Raw genomic sequence first — 15,236 nt, 5'->3', positions numbered from 1 at the left:
TTGGTCGGCGCCCGCTCGCCCTCCGGCCGATGTCCCAACGGGTCCCGCTTTCCTAGCTTGACGACATGACGATCGCGACCGAAGAGGGACCGCTGAGGCGGGGAGCCGTACGGCCGGGCGAGCGGGCACTCGCCCCCGATCTCGCACGCGGGATCATGCTGCTGGGCATCGTGCTGTCCAACACCGCCTTCCACCTCTGGGCGGCCCGGCGCGGGCCCTCCGGATGGCAGCCCGTGGACGGCTCGTGGCTCGACCACGCCGTGCAGTTCACCATGATCATCGCGCTCGACCTGCGGGTCTACCCGCTCTTCGCCTTCCTCTTCGGCTACGGCATGACGCAGCTCTACCTCCGCCAGACCGCCGCCGGCACCGACCCGCGCGACGCCGCGAGAATCCTGCGCAGGCGCAGCCTCTGGCTGATCGTCATCGGCCTGACGCACGCCACCCTGCTGATGGCGGGGGACATCATCGGCTTCTACGGAGTCCTGAGCCTCGTCCTCGGCCTGGCCTTCCTGCGGCGCGGCGAACGGGCCCTGACGTGGTGGATCTGGGTCGGGGTCGCCCTGATCCTGCTCGTCTCGGCCGGGCCCGCCCTCTCGGCCCTGCTCCGGGGCGAGTTGGGCACATTCGGCGACGCCGGGGCCGACCCGGGCTTCAAGGCGTACGCATCGCAGGAGGCGAACTGGCTCACCGCGGCGGGCACCCGACTCCGGACCGGCCTGTTCGTCACCTTCGTCGCCGCCCCGCTGACCCTCGTCGGCGGCGGGTTCATCCTCTTCCTGCTCGGCTTCCGGGCCGCGCGCCGCCGCATCCTGGAGGAACCGGGTCGCCACCGCACGCTGCTGCGCCTGACGGCGCTGCTCGGCATCGCGGTCGGCTGGCTCGGCGCGCTGCCCGCCGCACTCGCCCACATCGGCGTCCTGCACGTGCCGGACGACATGCAGAGCGAGTCCGGAGCGCTCACCGTGCTCCGCGACATCACCGGCAACGCCGCGGGCCTCGGCTATGTCGCGGCCGTCGCCCTCTTCGCACACTGGTGGACCGCCCGCGGGCCCCGGCGCGGAGCGACAGCCGTCGTCGCGGTGACCTCCGTCGGGAAGCGGTCCCTGTCCTGCTACCTCGCCCACTCGCTGCTCTTCGCCCCGGTGCTGGCCGCCTGGGGACTCGGCCTCGGCGAGCAGCTGGGCAGCGCCACCATGGCGCTCTTCGCGTTGGCCGTCTGGCTGGTCACGGTGGCCGGAGCGTACGCCCTGGAACGCGCCGGCCGCCGGGGTCCCGCCGAGGCGGTGCTGCGCCGGCTGATGTACGGCCGCCGGGCGGGATGAACGGGGTGCCGCCCTGGAGCGGCACCCCACCGGCACGGTCAGTGCCGCTCGTGCACCCGGACGACCTTCAGCTTCGGCGAGGACAGGATGTCCTTCTCGCAGAAGCGCGACGTCACCCACTTCTCACCCGAGAACAGCCGCGTCTGATCCGCGAAGTGCGGCGACTCGGGGTTCGACGACTGGGAGTACGTCAGCAGGGTGCGGGCCACCGGACAGCGGCTGCCGTCCCAGCCCACCGCCTGGAGGTGGCTGGAGCCGAACGGAACCTCCGTGTAGCCACCGCCGGCCGCGTCCCACGTCGGCTGGATCACGTTCCACACGCCGAGCTGCCCCGCGCCGCCCGGCACCGGAAGGCGCTCGCCGTCGCGGACGACGAACTGGTGCGCGCCGAGCGGCGCGTCGAGCGCGATGCCCGCGGCCCGCAGTTCCGTCACCGTGTCGGCGAGCGCGGTGGCCAGGCCGGGAACGTCCGTGTTCAGCGTGTTCGGGGTACCTACCGGATCGGCCGCCGAGAACGGCACCTTCCACAACTGGCCCGGTGGCACCGCCCGTTCCAGCCTGGGCCAGAACCGATCGAAGAGCAGCGCTCCCCGGCTCCCGGTGTCCATGGTGCGGTCCCACGCCTTCAGCACCCCGCAGGCCTCCGACACGTCGACGGGCTTGCCGTCACTGCCGGTCGCCGAACCGCCGGGCAGCGCCGCACAGGCCCGTGCCACGTCCCCGGCGGCGAGATCACCCGCGGGCACCCGGTTGGCGAACTGCTGCCGCTGCAGGTCGCGTACGGTCAGACGGCCCTTGTCCGCCATCGCCGCCACGTCCTCGATCCCGCCGCGCGTGCGCAGGCCGAGCTGTGTGCCCACCGTGCCGAAGACCCGCTCGTATCCGGTGATCGGCCGGTCGGCGTTGGTCATCCACGCGGTGCCGTTCGAGTTCTCCACGTACGGCGCGTCCTTGAGCGTCGGCATCCTCGCCGGGCCGAAGATGCCCGGCCCCACGGCGTCGGGGTCGCTGCCGAGGGCACAGTCACCGCGCGAGCCGTCGAGGATCGCGATGCCGGACGCCGGATACGTGGTCCTGCCGAGCTCCGTCGAGCAGCGCTCCGCCAGCCCGTCGGTGATCCGGGGGAGTACCTGGGACTGGGTGTAGAGGGAGTGTCCCGCCCGGTCGGCGGCGATCGTATTCACCCAGGGGATGCCCTGGTGCCGCGCGAGCGACGCGAGGACGTCGTCGGTGCTCTTCGCCTTGCTGAAGCCGAGCGAGGTGTCGGAGAAGCGGAGGTTCGAGGCGTTCGGGTCGTACAGGGCGTACGCCGTCGTGCTGGTCCACGGCAGCGGGACCTGAGAGTTGAGCGAGGTGACGACCGGGCCGTAGCGGGTCCACCACTGGGTGCGGGTCACCGGCGCGCCGTCCTTCACCGCGACCGTCACGGTCCGCTTCCTCATCCGCTCCGGCTTGCCGTCCACGAGGTACGTCGTGGGATCGGCCGGATCCAGGTTCAGCCGGTGGAAGTTGGCCGGAATGCCGGTCGAGACGGTGTGGCTCCACGCCACATGGGTGTTGAACCCGATGGAGATCGCGGGGGTGCCGAGCAGGGAGCCACCGGAGACGTTCAGCTCGCCGGGGATCGTCTGCTGCGACTGCCAGAACCGGCGCCCGCCCTCCCAGGGGTAGTGCGGGTTGCCCAGCAGCAGACCGCTGCCGTTCGCCGTCGTGTCGCCGCGGAACGCGACCGCGTTGGATCCCATGCCGGGGGCGCCCCACAGCTCGTCCGCCGCCTTCGCCACGGCCTTGGCATCCGGCTTGCGGGCAGAGGGGCCGCTCCCGGCGGTCGTGGTTCCGGTCGGGGGCTTCGCGGTCGTGATCGTGTCCACGAAGCGCCCCTCGCCGGAGATCGAGGCGATGGCGAGACCGCGGGCGGCCACGTCGAGCTCGGTGACCGGCCGGACCCAGGAGGCGCCCGCACAGGCGGGATCCGTGGTCTTGTTCTTCTTCAGCCAGGCGTTGTACCCGGCCGCCCAGCCCCGCATCATGCCCCGGACCTCGCGGCTCGGGCCCACGGGGGCGGGCTCGGCGAGCACCTTCTCCACGGTGCGGCTCTCACGGACCCCGCGGAAGTACAGATCACTGGCGAGGTTCGTCCTGGCCCCGGAGAGGGCGCCGTCGGCGGCCGTGTCGGCGCCGAAGTACCGGGAGCGCTCGCCCCGCAGGGTCACGAAGCCGTCGGCGAGCGTGCAGACCTCGTCGGCGGCCTGCGCCCAGCCCGTGCCGAAGCCCAGGTCGGCGTAGTTCTTCGCGAGGATGTGCGGGATGCCGTACTCGGTGTAGCGGATGACGGCGGACAGGCCGTCACGGGAAGGGTGCTGCTCCGCTCGCCCCTGGCTCGGGGCGGCGGCCGCGGGTAACGCGGTCGCGGCCGTGAACAGGGCCGTGGCCCCGAGGACGAGACGTCTCAGGCGGCTGCGCATGGTGCCCTCCAACATCGTTGAGGGAAAGGAGACTTGAGCGTACAAATGTTCTTGGTTCATACGTCAGTACCATCACAGCGGACGCCGCTGGCGGCGGCAGGGTTGAGCGGGCCGGTCCTTGACCTCCCCGCGCGGCCGACCGAGGATCACTTGTCATGACGACGCCCGGACACGGCAGCACGGTCGACGGAGTCCTACGGCGCAGCGCCCGGCGCACACCGGCGCGCGTCGCGGTGGAGTACGGCGAGCGCACCTGGACCTACGACGAACTCGACACCGCGGTCTCCCGCGCGGCGAGCGTCCTCCTCGACCAGGGCCTGTCCCCCGGGGACCGGGTCGGCGCCTACGGCCACAACTCCGACGCCTACCTGATCGCCTTCCTGGCCTGCGCCCGAGCGGGCCTGGTGCACGTACCCGTCAACCAGAACCTCACCGGCGACGACCTCGCCTACATCGTCGGCCAGTCCGGCAGCTCCCTGGTCCTCGCCGACCCGGACCTCGCCGGCCGGCTCCCCGACGGCGTACGGCCACTGCCCCTGCGTGACGCCGGCGACTCGCTGCTCGCGCGGCTGGCCGAGGCGCCCGTGTACGACGGCCCCGAGCCGCGCGCCGAGGATCTCGTGCAGCTGTTGTACACGTCCGGGACGACCGCGCTGCCCAAGGGCGCGATGATGACGCACCGGGCCCTGGTGCACGAGTACCTGAGCGCCATCGCGGCCCTCGACCTCAGTGCGGGGGATCGTCCCGCGCACTCGCTGCCCCTGTACCACTCGGCGCAGATGCACGTCTTCCTGCTGCCCTACCTCGCGGTCGGCGCGACGAACATCGTCCTCGACGCACCCGACGGCGACCGGCTCCTCGACCTGGTCGAAGCGGGCCGCGTGGACAGCCTGTTCGCCCCGCCCACCGTCTGGATCGCCCTGTCCAACCGCCCCGACTTCGCCACCCGCGACCTGAGCGGCCTGCGCAAGGCCTACTACGGGGCGTCGATCATGCCGGTCCCGGTCCTGGAACGGCTGAAGGAACGCCTTCCCAAGCTGGCCTTCTACAACTGCTTCGGCCAGAGCGAGATCGGCCCCCTCGCCACGGTCCTCGCCCCCGAGGAGCACAAGGGCCGCATGGACTCCTGTGGCCGTCCCGTGCTGTTCGTCGAGGCCCGCGTGGTCGACGAGGACGGCGAGGTCGTACCCGACGGCACCCCCGGCGAGATCGTCTACCGCTCCCCGCAACTGTGCGAGGGCTACTGGGACAAGCCCGAGGAGACCGCCGAGGCCTTCCGCGACGGCTGGTTCCGCTCCGGCGACCTCGCGGTCCGCGACGCGCACGGCTACTTCACGGTCGTCGACCGGGTGAAGGACGTCATCAACTCCGGCGGCGTCCTGGTCGCTTCACGCCAGGTCGAGGACGCCCTGTACACCCACCCCCAGGTCGTCGAGGCCGCGGTCGTCGGCCTCCCCGACGAACGCTGGATCGAGGCCGTCACGGCCGTCGTCGTCCCGCGCGGCGAGGTCACGGAGGCGGAACTGATCGACCACGTCCGCGAGAAACTCGCCCCCTTCAAGGCCCCGAAGCGCGTGGTGTTCGTGGACGGCCTCCCGCGCAACGCCAGCGGGAAGATCCTCAAGCGGGAGCTCAGGAAAGACCTCGGGGGCGGGCCGGAACCCGCCCCATCAGACGGGTGACGCAGTACCCGTACCTCCAGCAGAACCCCCTTGCGCCCCAGTGGTATCGGGCCCCAGGATCGACGACATGCCGATCTTCAGCGCCCCGGACGGGACCCGACTCGCCTGCCACATCCGCGGCGAGGGCGAGCCGCTCGTCGTGCTGCCCGGCGGCCCCATGCGGGCCTCCGCGTACCTCGGGAACCTGGGCGGCCTCGATGCCCACCGGCAGTTGGCCCTCCTCGACCTGCGCGGAACGGGCCGGTCCGAGATCCCGGCGGATCCCGCGACGTACCGCTGCGACCGGCTCGTGGACGACGTCGAGGCGTTGCGGCGCTACCTGGGCCTCGAGCGGATGGACGTGCTCGCGCACTCGGCGGGCGGGAGTCTCGCCATGCTCTATGCGGCCCGCTGTCCGGACCGGCTGGGACGGCTGGCCCTGGTCACCACCACCCCCTGGGCGCTGGGCCTGCCGGCGACGGCCGAGGACCGGCTGGCGGCGGCCCGGCTGCGCGAGCCGGAGCCCTGGTTCACGGACGCCTTCCCGGCGTTCGAGGCCTGGCTGGCCGGTACCGGGGACTTCGACCCTGTGTTCCTCCCGTTCTTCTACGGACGCTGGGACGACGCAGCCCGGGCCCACGCCGACCGCGAGGAGGCCGAGACCAACGACGACGCGGGGGACCTCTACGGCGCGGACGGTGCCTACGACCCGGACACGACCCGGACCGCCCTCGCCCGTGTCACCGCCCCGGTGCTCGTCCTCGCCGGGGAGGTCGATGGCGGCCCGCGTCCCAGCCTTGCCCGGCACGTCGCCGAGGTCTTCCCGGCGGGCGAGTTCGCGGTACAGCCGGGGGCGGGGCACTACCCGTGGCTTGACGACCCGGAGTGGTTCGTGCGACGCGCGACCGCCTTCTTCTCCGGCTCCTCCGGACCGGAGTGAGGCCTCCTTCTGCTGTCGGCAGAGCCGGCCCCTCTCCTGAGCATCCCCCGCTACGGTGCCCGGCATGGACACAGAACCGCGCGCTGTACAAGCGAACGGCATCACCTTGGCCTACCGCGCCTGGGGACCGCAGGACGCGCCGCCCGTCCTGCTCCTCCACGCCCGCGGGGCCGACGGTGCCGACTGGTCCGGGATCGCCCCGGCACTGGCCGCCGGGCCCCGCCGGATCTACGCCCCGGACCTGCGCGGGCACGGCCGCAGTGACTGGCCCGGCGACTACGCCTACGAGACGATGCGCGACGATGTGCACGCCTTCCTCGGTGCCCTCGGTATCGCCCGCGCCGACGTCGTGGGCCACTCGCTCGGCGGCGCCGTCGCCTACCTGCTCGCCCAGCACAGTCCGCACCTCGTACAGCGCCTGGTGCTGGAGGACGTACCCGCGCCTTTCCCCCTGGACCCGCCGCGCCCGCTCGCCGAACGTCCCGGCGGGGACCTGCCGTACGACTGGGCGATGATTCTCGCCACCGACCGGCAGCGCAACGCGCCGGATCCTGTGTGGTGGGACGACATGGGGCGGATCACCATGCCCACGCTGTTGATCGGTGGTGGGCCGACCAGTGCGATCCCACAGGAGCAGATCGCCGCTCTCGCCGAACTGCTTCCCGAGGCCCGGCGCCACACCATCGACGCCGGGCATCTCGTGCACGAAGCCAGGCCCGAGGAGTTCCTCGCGCTCGTGGAGGAGTTCCTCAGCCCTGCGGACCGTACGCCGTCATGAAGCGGTCGCGGAACTTGTCCATGCCCCATCGGGGAGCGTTCTCGGCGGGCTTGAGGCCGTCGGTCCAGCCCCAGTCGGCGACCCGGTCCAAGACCTTCTTGTCCTTGGCGACGATGGTGATCGGCACGTCCTTGCCGGTGTCCCCGGCGGTGACGGTCGGCACGGGCTGGTGGTCGCCTAGGAAGACGAGGACCGTGTCCTCGTCGCCGTAGCGCTCGATCCACTCCGTGAGGCTGCGCAGGGAGTACTCGATGGCGTGCCGGTACTCGGTGCGCACCTTCTCCGGGTCCTTCCAGACCTCCGTGGGGTTGGTGCCCTCCTTCTTGATCTGGTGGAACACCGAGCCGTCGCCGAGGTCCTCCCAGTCGATCATCCGCGCGATGGGCGACCACGGGTTGTGGCTGGAGGCGAGGATGATCTCCGCCATGATCGGCTCACGGTCCTTCTTGCCGTGCTCCAGACGCTGGAAGGCCTCCATGCTGAACTGGTCGGGCACGGGCGTCCAGCTGAAGTACGGGCCGTGATAGCCGAGGTGCTCGGAGTCGTAGATGTGGTCCAGGCCGAAGTACTTCCCCTCCGGCCAGGCCCGGCGCACCCCCGGCACGACACCGACGGTCCGCCAGGCGTTCGTCTTGCCGAAGTAGTTGGTGAGCGTCATGCGGTCACTGGTGGTCAGGCTGCGGTACCGCTGCTGGTTCTTGATCCACAGCCCGGACAGGAACGTCGAGTGGGCGAGCCAGCTCCCCGCGCCCGTCACCGGCGACTGCAGCCAGCCGCTGCGCGACTCGAAACCGGCCGCCTTCAGCGAGCTGGTGCCTTCCTTGAGCACCGAGTCGATCTGGGGCGCCATCGCCGGGTCGTCGATCGCGACACGGCCGTAGCTCTCGATGAAGGTGAACAGCACGTCCTTGCCGCGCAGCCCTGTGAGCAACTGGTCGGGTGGCGTCTTCGCGAAGGCGTCCACCGCGGCCTGCTTCTGGAAGACCCGCGCGTCCTTGAGGCCCGCGCGCACCTGCTCGACACGGTTGCCGAGGAACTCGGCGTTGCCCTTGGTGGCGAACGGCACGCTGCCGACCTGCACGCCCAGCGTCATGGCGGTGATCCACGCCGTGCCGAGGACCAGCGTCGTACGGGCGGCGACGGGACGGTGGCTGACCATCAGGTTCGTCAGCCGCACCATGGCCAGCGTCGTGAGGACCAGCACCGCGACGAACAGGACGATCACGCCGACCACGGCCAGCACCTGGCCGGTACGGCCGAACGTCTCCCTCAGGAAGTCCGTCGCGTTCTCGATCAGTATCCAGTCCAGGACCAGGTCGAAGGGCCGGGCCAGCACCTGGTAGAAGCCCATGTCGACGAACTTCAGGATGGTGACCAGCCCGAGGAACGCACCCGAGACGACCGCGGTGATCCGCCGGGCCCGCGGCGGCAGCGCGAGCAACAGGCCCGCGAGCAGCACGCCCTCCGCGGGAATGCGGACGAAGGAGGCGAACTCGATCTTCTCCATCTGGTTGGGCACGAGGAGCGCGAAGAACACGAGCGCACCGGCGAGGACGGTCGTCCCGATGCTGACGCCGCGCGCCGTACGGGGGTAGCGCCGCCGCCAGCCGAACCACCCGGCCCTCACCGAGCCCGGCGCCTCATCGGGGGAGACTTCCTGCCCGTGGGCACCATCGCCCTCTGCTCGTGCAGCGGAGCCGGCGGCGGTGTCCGGGGCGGCGGCGTCGCCGTCCGAGTCCGCCGTGCCGGTGCCGCCGTCGGGGTCCGTCGTAGCGGGCTTCTCGTCCGGTCCCGTCGTGCCGGTGCCACTCTCCGAGTCTGCTTCGGCCGCGGCACCGTCCGAACCGATATCGCCGCCCGAATTCCCCGCGCCGACGCTGGTGCCGCTGTCGGAGTCGCCTGTGGCGGTGCCGCCGTCCGGTTCTGCCTCGCCGGTGTCTTTGTCTGAATCCGCCGAGGTCACGGGGCCGTCCGCCGCCGCTTCGGCCGCGCCGCCGTCCGATTCCGCCGCGGTCCTTCCGCCGTCCGGCTCCGCCCCACCGGCATCGTCATCCGGTTTCGCCCCGTCCCCGGTCGAGTCCGGCTGCTGACGGGAGCGAGTGAAGAGCGACACCCGGAGGTCCTTCCGTGCGGTCTTGCTAGGCATGGCAAACAGAGCCCGGTGAACCGAGCCTGCCACCACCAGTACGTCCGCACGTCACCTTAGGTTCAATCGACAGGCCGAAGAATCACCCGTCCGCCGCCACCGCGACTTCCCGCGCCCACCGGTAGTCCGCCTTGCCGCTCGGCGACCGCTGGACCGACTCCGTGATCACCAGCTGGCGCGGGATCTTGTAGCCGGCGAGCCGGTCACGGCAGTGCGCCCGGATGTCCTCCAGCGACGGCCGCACCGCCCCGTCGCGCAGCTGCACCACGGCCGCCACATGGTGGCCCCACTGGGGATCCGGCACCCCGGCCACCAGCGCGTCGTAGACGTCCGGGTGGGACTTGAGGGCCTGCTCGACCTCTTCCGGGTACACCTTCTCGCCGCCGGTGTTGATGCACTGCGAGCCGCGCCCCAGGACGGTGACCACACCCTCCTCGTCGACCGTGGCCATGTCGCCGAGCAGCACCCACCGCTCGCCGCCCCTCTGGAAGAAGGTCCCGGCGGTCTTGGCGGGGTCGTTGTAGTAGCCGAGCGGCACATGTCCGCACTGGGCGATACGCCCCACCTCACCTGCCGCCACCGGCTCATACGTGGCCGGGTCCACCACCTGCGTACGGGCGTTGACGCGGATCCGGAAGCCCCGCTCGGGGCCCGAGTCCTCGGTCGCCGTGCCGTTGAAACCGGACTCCGACGAGCCGAAGTTGTTCAGCAGCATGGCGTTCGGCACCAGCTCCTGGAACTGCCGGCGCACCGTGTCCGACATGATCGCGCCGGACGACGACACACTGAACAGCGATGAGCGGTCGATGTGCCGCAGCGGACCGCCCAGCGCGTCGATCAGCGGCCGCAGCATCGCGTCGCCCACCAGCGAGATGCTGCTGACCCTCTCCTTCTCCACGGCCCGCAGCACCTCCTCGGGCACGAACTTGCGGTGGATGACGACCCGCTGCCCGAAGTTGAAGCCGATGAACGCCGTGAGGGTGGAGGTGCCGTGCATCAGCGGAGCCGTGGGGAAGAAGGTGATCCCGGCCCCACCCGCCGCGACGCGCTCGGCCAGCTCCTGCGGCTTCTTCACCGGCTCACCGGTCGGGGCACCCCCGCCGAGACCCGCGAAGAACAGATCCTCCTGCCGCCACATCACGCCCTTGGGCATCCCGGTCGTACCGCCGGTGTAGATGATGAACTGGTCGTCGGCCGAACGCGCCGGGAAGCCACGTGACGACGACCCCGCGGCCTCGGCATCCGCGAACTCCGTACACGGCACCTCGGCGGCCCCCGGCACCGGCGCACCCACCCGGACGAGATGCCGCAGCTTCTCCGCCCGGGGCCGCGCCGCCGCCACCCGGTCCGTGAACTCGGCGTCGAAGACCAGCGCCACCAGATCCGCGTCCCGGTAGAGGTACACCAACTCCTCTTCGACATAGCGGTAGTTGACGTTGACCGGGACGATCCGCGCCTTCAGGCAGCCCAGCACCGTCTGCAGGTACTCCACCCCGTTGTAGAGGTGGAGGCCGAGGTGCTCACCGGGCCGTATCCCGCTGTCGAGCAGATGGTGGCCGACGCGGTTGGCCGCCGCGTCCAGCTCCGCGTAGGTCAGACGGCGCTCCGCGCCCGTACCGGGATGGTCGGCGTACACCAGCGCCTCACGGCCGGGAACGACGTCGACGACCGACTCGAACAGGTCGGCAAGGTTGTACTCCACCGTTCCTCCTGACCCGGGGCGTGCCTGGCATCGGACGGTTCGCCGGTCATCAGAGCAAAGGGCGGTCCAACTGTGAAGGGTCCGCGCAAGAAAACTGACTACCTGTCAGAAAACCCTTGAAGTGCCTCACGCCCTACTGCAACCTGTTCTCGTTCTTCTAGAGGGGAGTTGGCCATGGGTGGGACGGAACACCTCACCGTGCAGCGCGAAGGCGCCACACTGGTGCTCACGCTCAACAGGCCGGAGGCCAGGAACGCACTCTCATTGCCGATGCTCGTCGGCCTCTACGACGGCTGGCTCGAGGCCGACGCGGACGACTCGGTCCGCTCGGTCGTCTTCACCGGCGCGGGCGGTTCGTTCTGCTCGGGCATGGACCTCAAGGCCCTCGCCGGGAACGGCATGGCCGGCGAGGAGTACCGCGACCGGCTCAAGGCCGACCCCGACCTGCACTGGAAGGCGATGCTGCGCCACCACCGCCCCCGCAAGCCGGTGATCGCCGCGGTCGAGGGGTACTGCGTCGCGGGCGGCACCGAGATGCTCCAGGGCACCGACATCCGCGTCGCCGGCGAATCGGCGACCTTCGGCCTGTTCGAGGTGAAGCGGGGTCTGTTCCCCATCGGCGGCTCCACGGTCCGGCTGCAACGCCAGATCCCGCGCACCCACGCCCTGGAGATGCTCCTCACCGGCCGCCCCTACAGCGCCCGCGAGGCCGCAGCCGTCGGCCTGGTCGGACACGTCGTCCCCGACGGCACCGCGCTCGCGAAGGCACTGGAGATCGCCGAACAGATCAACTCCTGCGGCCCGCTGGCCGTCGAGGCCGTCAAGGCCTCCGTCTACGAGACCGCGGAGATGACCGAGTCCGAGGGTCTCGCGGCCGAACTCACCCGGGGCTGGCCGGTGTTCGACACCGCCGACGCCAAGGAGGGCGCCCGCGCCTTCGCGGAGAAACGACCGCCCGTCTACAAGCGCGCCTGACCGAAGGAGCCCTGTGGCATGCCCGAAGTCCTCCAAGCCCCCCTCGTCGTCGAGTTTCCCTTCACCCGCTCCCTCGGCCCCGTCCAGAGCGCCTTCCTGACCGGCCTGCGCGAACGCGTCGTCCTGGGGGTGCGGGCGAGCGACGGCCGCGTCCTCGTCCCGCCCGCCGAGTACGACCCCGTCACCGCCGAGGAGATCCGCGACCTCGTCGAGGTCGCCCCCACCGGCACCGTCACCACCTGGGCCTGGAACCACGACCCGCGCCGGGGCCAGCCCCTCACCACCCCCTTCGCCTGGGCCCTGGTCCGCCTCGACGGTGCCGGCACCGCCCTGCTGCACGCCCTCGACGCCCCGGGCCCCGACGCCGTGCACACCGGCATGCGCGTCCGCATCCGCTGGGCCGAGGAACGCACCGGAGCCATCACGGACATCGCCTGCTTCGAGCCGTACCACGGCGAACCCATGCAGCTCACCGGCGCCACCGGCGAGTTCGAGGACCCGGTCACCGGCATCGTCGCCGCCGCCCGCCTCGACTACACCTACGCGCCCGGCCGCGCCCAGACCGCCTACATCAACGCCCTCGGCGGCCGGCGCACCGTCGGCGAGCGCTGCCCGTCCTGCCGGAAGGTCTACGTCCCGCCGAGGGGTGCCTGCCCCACCTGCGGGGTCGCCACGGACGAACAGGTCGAGGTCGGGCCGCGCGGCACGGTGACCACGTTCTGCATCGTCAACATCAAGGCGAAAAATCTCGACATCGAGGTGCCGTACGTCTACGCCCACATCGCCCTCGACGGCGCAGGCCTCGCGCTGCACGGCCGCATCGGAGGCATCCCCTACGACGAGGTCCGCATGGGGCTGCGGGTCGAACCCGTGTGGACGGAGGGCGCCCGCTACCCCGACCACTACCGGCCTACGGGTGAGCCCGACGCGGACTACGACACCTACAGGGAGATGCTGTGACGAGCGCACCGCGGGACCGCGAGATCGCCGTCGTCGCCTTCGCCCAGACCGCCCACCGGCGCACCAGCGAGGAGCACTCCGAGGTGGAGATGCTCATGCCGGTGCTGCACGAGGTCCTCGACCGCACCGGACTGAAGACCGCCGACATCGACTTCACCTGCTCCGGCTCCAGCGACTACCTCGCCGGGCGTGCCTTCTCCTTCACTCTCGCCCTCGACGGCGTCGGCGCCTGGCCGCCGATCTCCGAGTCCCATGTCGAGATGGACGGCGCGTGGGCCCTGTACGAGGCCTGGACCAAACTCCTCACCGGCGACGCCGACACCGCCCTGGTCTGCTCCTACGGCAAGTCCTCGCCCGGCTCGGTCCGCGACGTCCTGACCCGCCAGCTCGACCCGTACTACGTGGCACCCCTGTGGCCCGACTCCGTGGCGCTCGCCGCACTCCAGGCGCAGGCCCTCATCGACGCCGGCGACACCGACGAGCCCGCCCTCGCGGCCGTCGCCGCCCGCAACCGGGAGGCGGCCTCCGCCAACCCGCACGCGCAGCTCAAGGGGCCCCTGCCGCAGGGGGAGTACCTCGTACAGCCCCTGCGTACCGGCGACTGCCCGCCCATCGGCGACGGCGCCGCCGCCGTGATCCTCGCGGCCGGAGACCGGGCCCGTGAACTGTGCTCACGCCCCGCCTGGATCCGGGGCATCGACCACCGCATCGAGGCCCACGGCCTCGGCGTGCGCGACCTGACCGACTCGCCCTCCACCCGCCTGGCCGCCGAACGGGCCGGCGCCTTCGAACGGCCCGTCGACACCGCCGAACTGCACGCGCCCTTCACCGCGCAGGAGATCGTCCTGCGCAAGGCCCTCCGGCTCGACGACGGCGTACAGATCAACCCCTCCGGCGGAGCCCTCGCCGCCAACCCGATCATGGCAGCCGGCCTCATCCGCCTCGGAGAGGCCGCCGCCCGCATCCACCGCGGCGAGTCCGACCGCGCCCTCGCCCACGCCACGTCCGGCCCCTGCCTGCAGCAGAATCTGGTCGCCGTACTCGAAGGGGAGCCCCGATGAGCAAGGAGCCCGTGGCCGTCGTCGGCATCGGCCAGACCAAGCACGTCGCGGCACGCCGGGACCTGTCGATCGCCGGGCTGGTCCGGGAGGCGGCACAACGCGCGCTCGACGACGCCGAGCTGACCTGGGCCGACATCGACGCCGTCGTGATCGGCAAGGCGCCCGACTTCTTCGAGGGCGTCATGATGCCGGAGCTCTACCTCGCCGACGCGCTCGGCGCCGTCGGCAAACCCATGCTCCGCGTGCACACCGCCGGGTCGGTCGGCGGATCCACCGCGCTCGTCGCCGCGAACCTCGTCGCGGCCCGCGTCCATGGCACCGTCCTCACCCTCGCCTTCGAAAAACAGTCCGAGTCGAACGCCATGTGGGGCCTGTCCCTGCCGATCCCCTTCCAGCAGCCCCTGCTGGCCGGGGCCGGCGGTTTCTTCGCCCCGCACATACGCGCCTACATGCGGCGCAGCGGCGCACCCGAGTCGATCGGCGCCCTGGTCGCCTACAAGGACCGGCGCAACGCGCTGAAGAACCCCTACGCCCACCTGCACGAACACGACATCACCCTGGAGAAGGTGACGGCCTCGCCCATGCTGTGGGACCCGATCCGCTACTCCGAGACCTGCCCTTCCTCCGACGGCGCCTGTGCCATGATCCTGACCGACCGCGCCGGAGCCGCCCGGGCACCACGACCGCCCGCCTGGATGCTCGGCGGCGCGATGCGCAGCGAACCGACCCTCTTCGCCGGCAAGGACTTCGTCTCCCCGCAGGCCGGCCAGGACTGCGCGGCCGACGTCTACCGGCAGGCCGGGATCACCGACCCCCGCCGCGAGATCGACGGCGCCGAGATCTACGTGCCCTTCTCCTGGTACGAGCCGATGTGGCTGGAGAACCTCGGCTTCGCCGGTGAGGGCGAGGGCTGGAAGCTCACCGAGGCGGGCGTGACCGAACTGGACGGGGACCTGCCCGTCAACATGTCGGGCGGTGTCCTGTCCACCAACCCCATCGGCGCCTCCGGCATGATCCGCTTCGCGGAGGCGGCGCTCCAGGTGCGCGGACAGGCCGGGGAACACCAGGTGGACGGCGCCCGCAGGGTCCTCGGACACGCCTACGGCGGCGGATCGCAGTTCTTCTCGATGTGGCTCGTGGGAGCACAGCCCCCCGGCTCCTGAAACGACTCCTGAAAGGTCCCCCTCACGTGCCCTGTTGGCCATGGGACACGATCGCTAGGC

Annotated in this window: 11 protein-coding genes; 8 read left to right on the top strand and 3 right to left on the bottom strand. The window is 71.3% G+C overall.

Annotated features, from left to right (window positions below):
* The first annotated feature begins 65 nt into the window (after window positions 1-65).
* The gene (locus OHU35_RS01940; RefSeq protein WP_405504332.1) at window positions 66-1,325 is read left to right on the top strand and encodes a DUF418 domain-containing protein; all 1,260 of its coding nucleotides are present in this window, start codon (window positions 66-68) and stop codon (window positions 1,323-1,325) included.
* A gap of 38 nt (window positions 1,326-1,363) precedes the next feature.
* Here OHU35_RS01940 and OHU35_RS01935 read toward each other — a convergent pair whose 3' ends face one another.
* Window positions 1,364-3,790: a penicillin acylase family protein gene (locus tag OHU35_RS01935; protein WP_405504330.1), complete on the bottom strand. Its 2,427-nt coding sequence runs from the start codon at window positions 3,788-3,790 to the stop codon at window positions 1,364-1,366.
* 155 nt (window positions 3,791-3,945) lie between these two features.
* Here OHU35_RS01935 and OHU35_RS01930 point away from each other — a divergent pair, with 155 nt between their 5' ends.
* From OHU35_RS01930 to OHU35_RS01920, 3 genes are all read left to right on the top strand, one after another.
* Window positions 3,946-5,472, top strand: coding sequence for an acyl-CoA synthetase (locus OHU35_RS01930; RefSeq protein ID WP_405504328.1), 1,527 nt, complete (start codon window positions 3,946-3,948; stop codon window positions 5,470-5,472).
* A 67-nt stretch (window positions 5,473-5,539) separates the two neighbouring features.
* A complete protein-coding gene (locus tag OHU35_RS01925; protein ID WP_405504326.1) occupies window positions 5,540-6,391 on the top strand; it encodes an alpha/beta fold hydrolase in 852 nt (283 codons plus the stop codon).
* A 64-nt stretch (window positions 6,392-6,455) separates the two neighbouring features.
* On the top strand, window positions 6,456-7,169 hold the full coding sequence (locus OHU35_RS01920; RefSeq protein ID WP_189725331.1) for an alpha/beta fold hydrolase: 714 nt from the start codon (window positions 6,456-6,458) through the stop codon (window positions 7,167-7,169).
* Here OHU35_RS01920 and OHU35_RS01915 read toward each other — a convergent pair.
* Together OHU35_RS01915 and OHU35_RS01910 are read right to left on the bottom strand one after the other, a co-directional pair.
* Entirely contained in the window at window positions 7,141-9,282 is a 2,142-nt protein-coding gene (locus tag OHU35_RS01915) for a sulfatase (protein WP_405504325.1), read from the bottom strand. The two genes, OHU35_RS01920 and OHU35_RS01915, sit on opposite strands and share 29 nt — an antisense overlap.
* 115 nt (window positions 9,283-9,397) lie before the next feature.
* Entirely contained in the window at window positions 9,398-11,017 is a 1,620-nt protein-coding gene (locus OHU35_RS01910) for an acyl-CoA synthetase (RefSeq protein ID WP_405504323.1), read from the bottom strand.
* A gap of 174 nt (window positions 11,018-11,191) precedes the next feature.
* On the opposite strand from OHU35_RS01910, the gene OHU35_RS01905 reads away from it, so the two are divergent.
* From OHU35_RS01905 to OHU35_RS01890, 4 genes are read left to right on the top strand one after another with little or no spacing between them, the layout of a single operon-like run.
* Window positions 11,192-11,992, top strand: a complete 801-nt coding sequence (locus OHU35_RS01905) for a crotonase/enoyl-CoA hydratase family protein (RefSeq protein ID WP_189725334.1) — start codon at window positions 11,192-11,194, stop codon at window positions 11,990-11,992.
* An 18-nt stretch (window positions 11,993-12,010) separates the two neighbouring features.
* Window positions 12,011-12,952, top strand: a complete 942-nt coding sequence (locus tag OHU35_RS01900) for a Zn-ribbon domain-containing OB-fold protein (protein WP_405504322.1) — start codon at window positions 12,011-12,013, stop codon at window positions 12,950-12,952.
* A complete protein-coding gene (locus OHU35_RS01895) occupies window positions 12,949-14,013 on the top strand; it encodes a thiolase domain-containing protein (RefSeq protein WP_405504320.1) in 1,065 nt (354 codons plus the stop codon). Before OHU35_RS01900 ends, OHU35_RS01895 begins: the two co-directional genes overlap by 4 nt.
* Window positions 14,010-15,176 (top strand): thiolase domain-containing protein, encoded by a 1,167-nt coding sequence (locus OHU35_RS01890; RefSeq protein WP_189725337.1) that lies wholly within the window; start codon window positions 14,010-14,012, stop codon window positions 15,174-15,176. The genes OHU35_RS01895 and OHU35_RS01890 overlap by 4 nt, the downstream gene beginning before the upstream one ends.
* Window positions 15,177-15,236 lie beyond the last annotated feature (60 nt).

The sequence above is a fragment of the Streptomyces purpurascens genome, from assembly GCF_045040895.1.
GTDB classification, from domain to species: Bacteria; Actinomycetota; Actinomycetes; order Streptomycetales; family Streptomycetaceae; genus Streptomyces; species Streptomyces purpurascens.
This window is presented reverse-complemented; position numbering and strand designations above follow the sequence as displayed.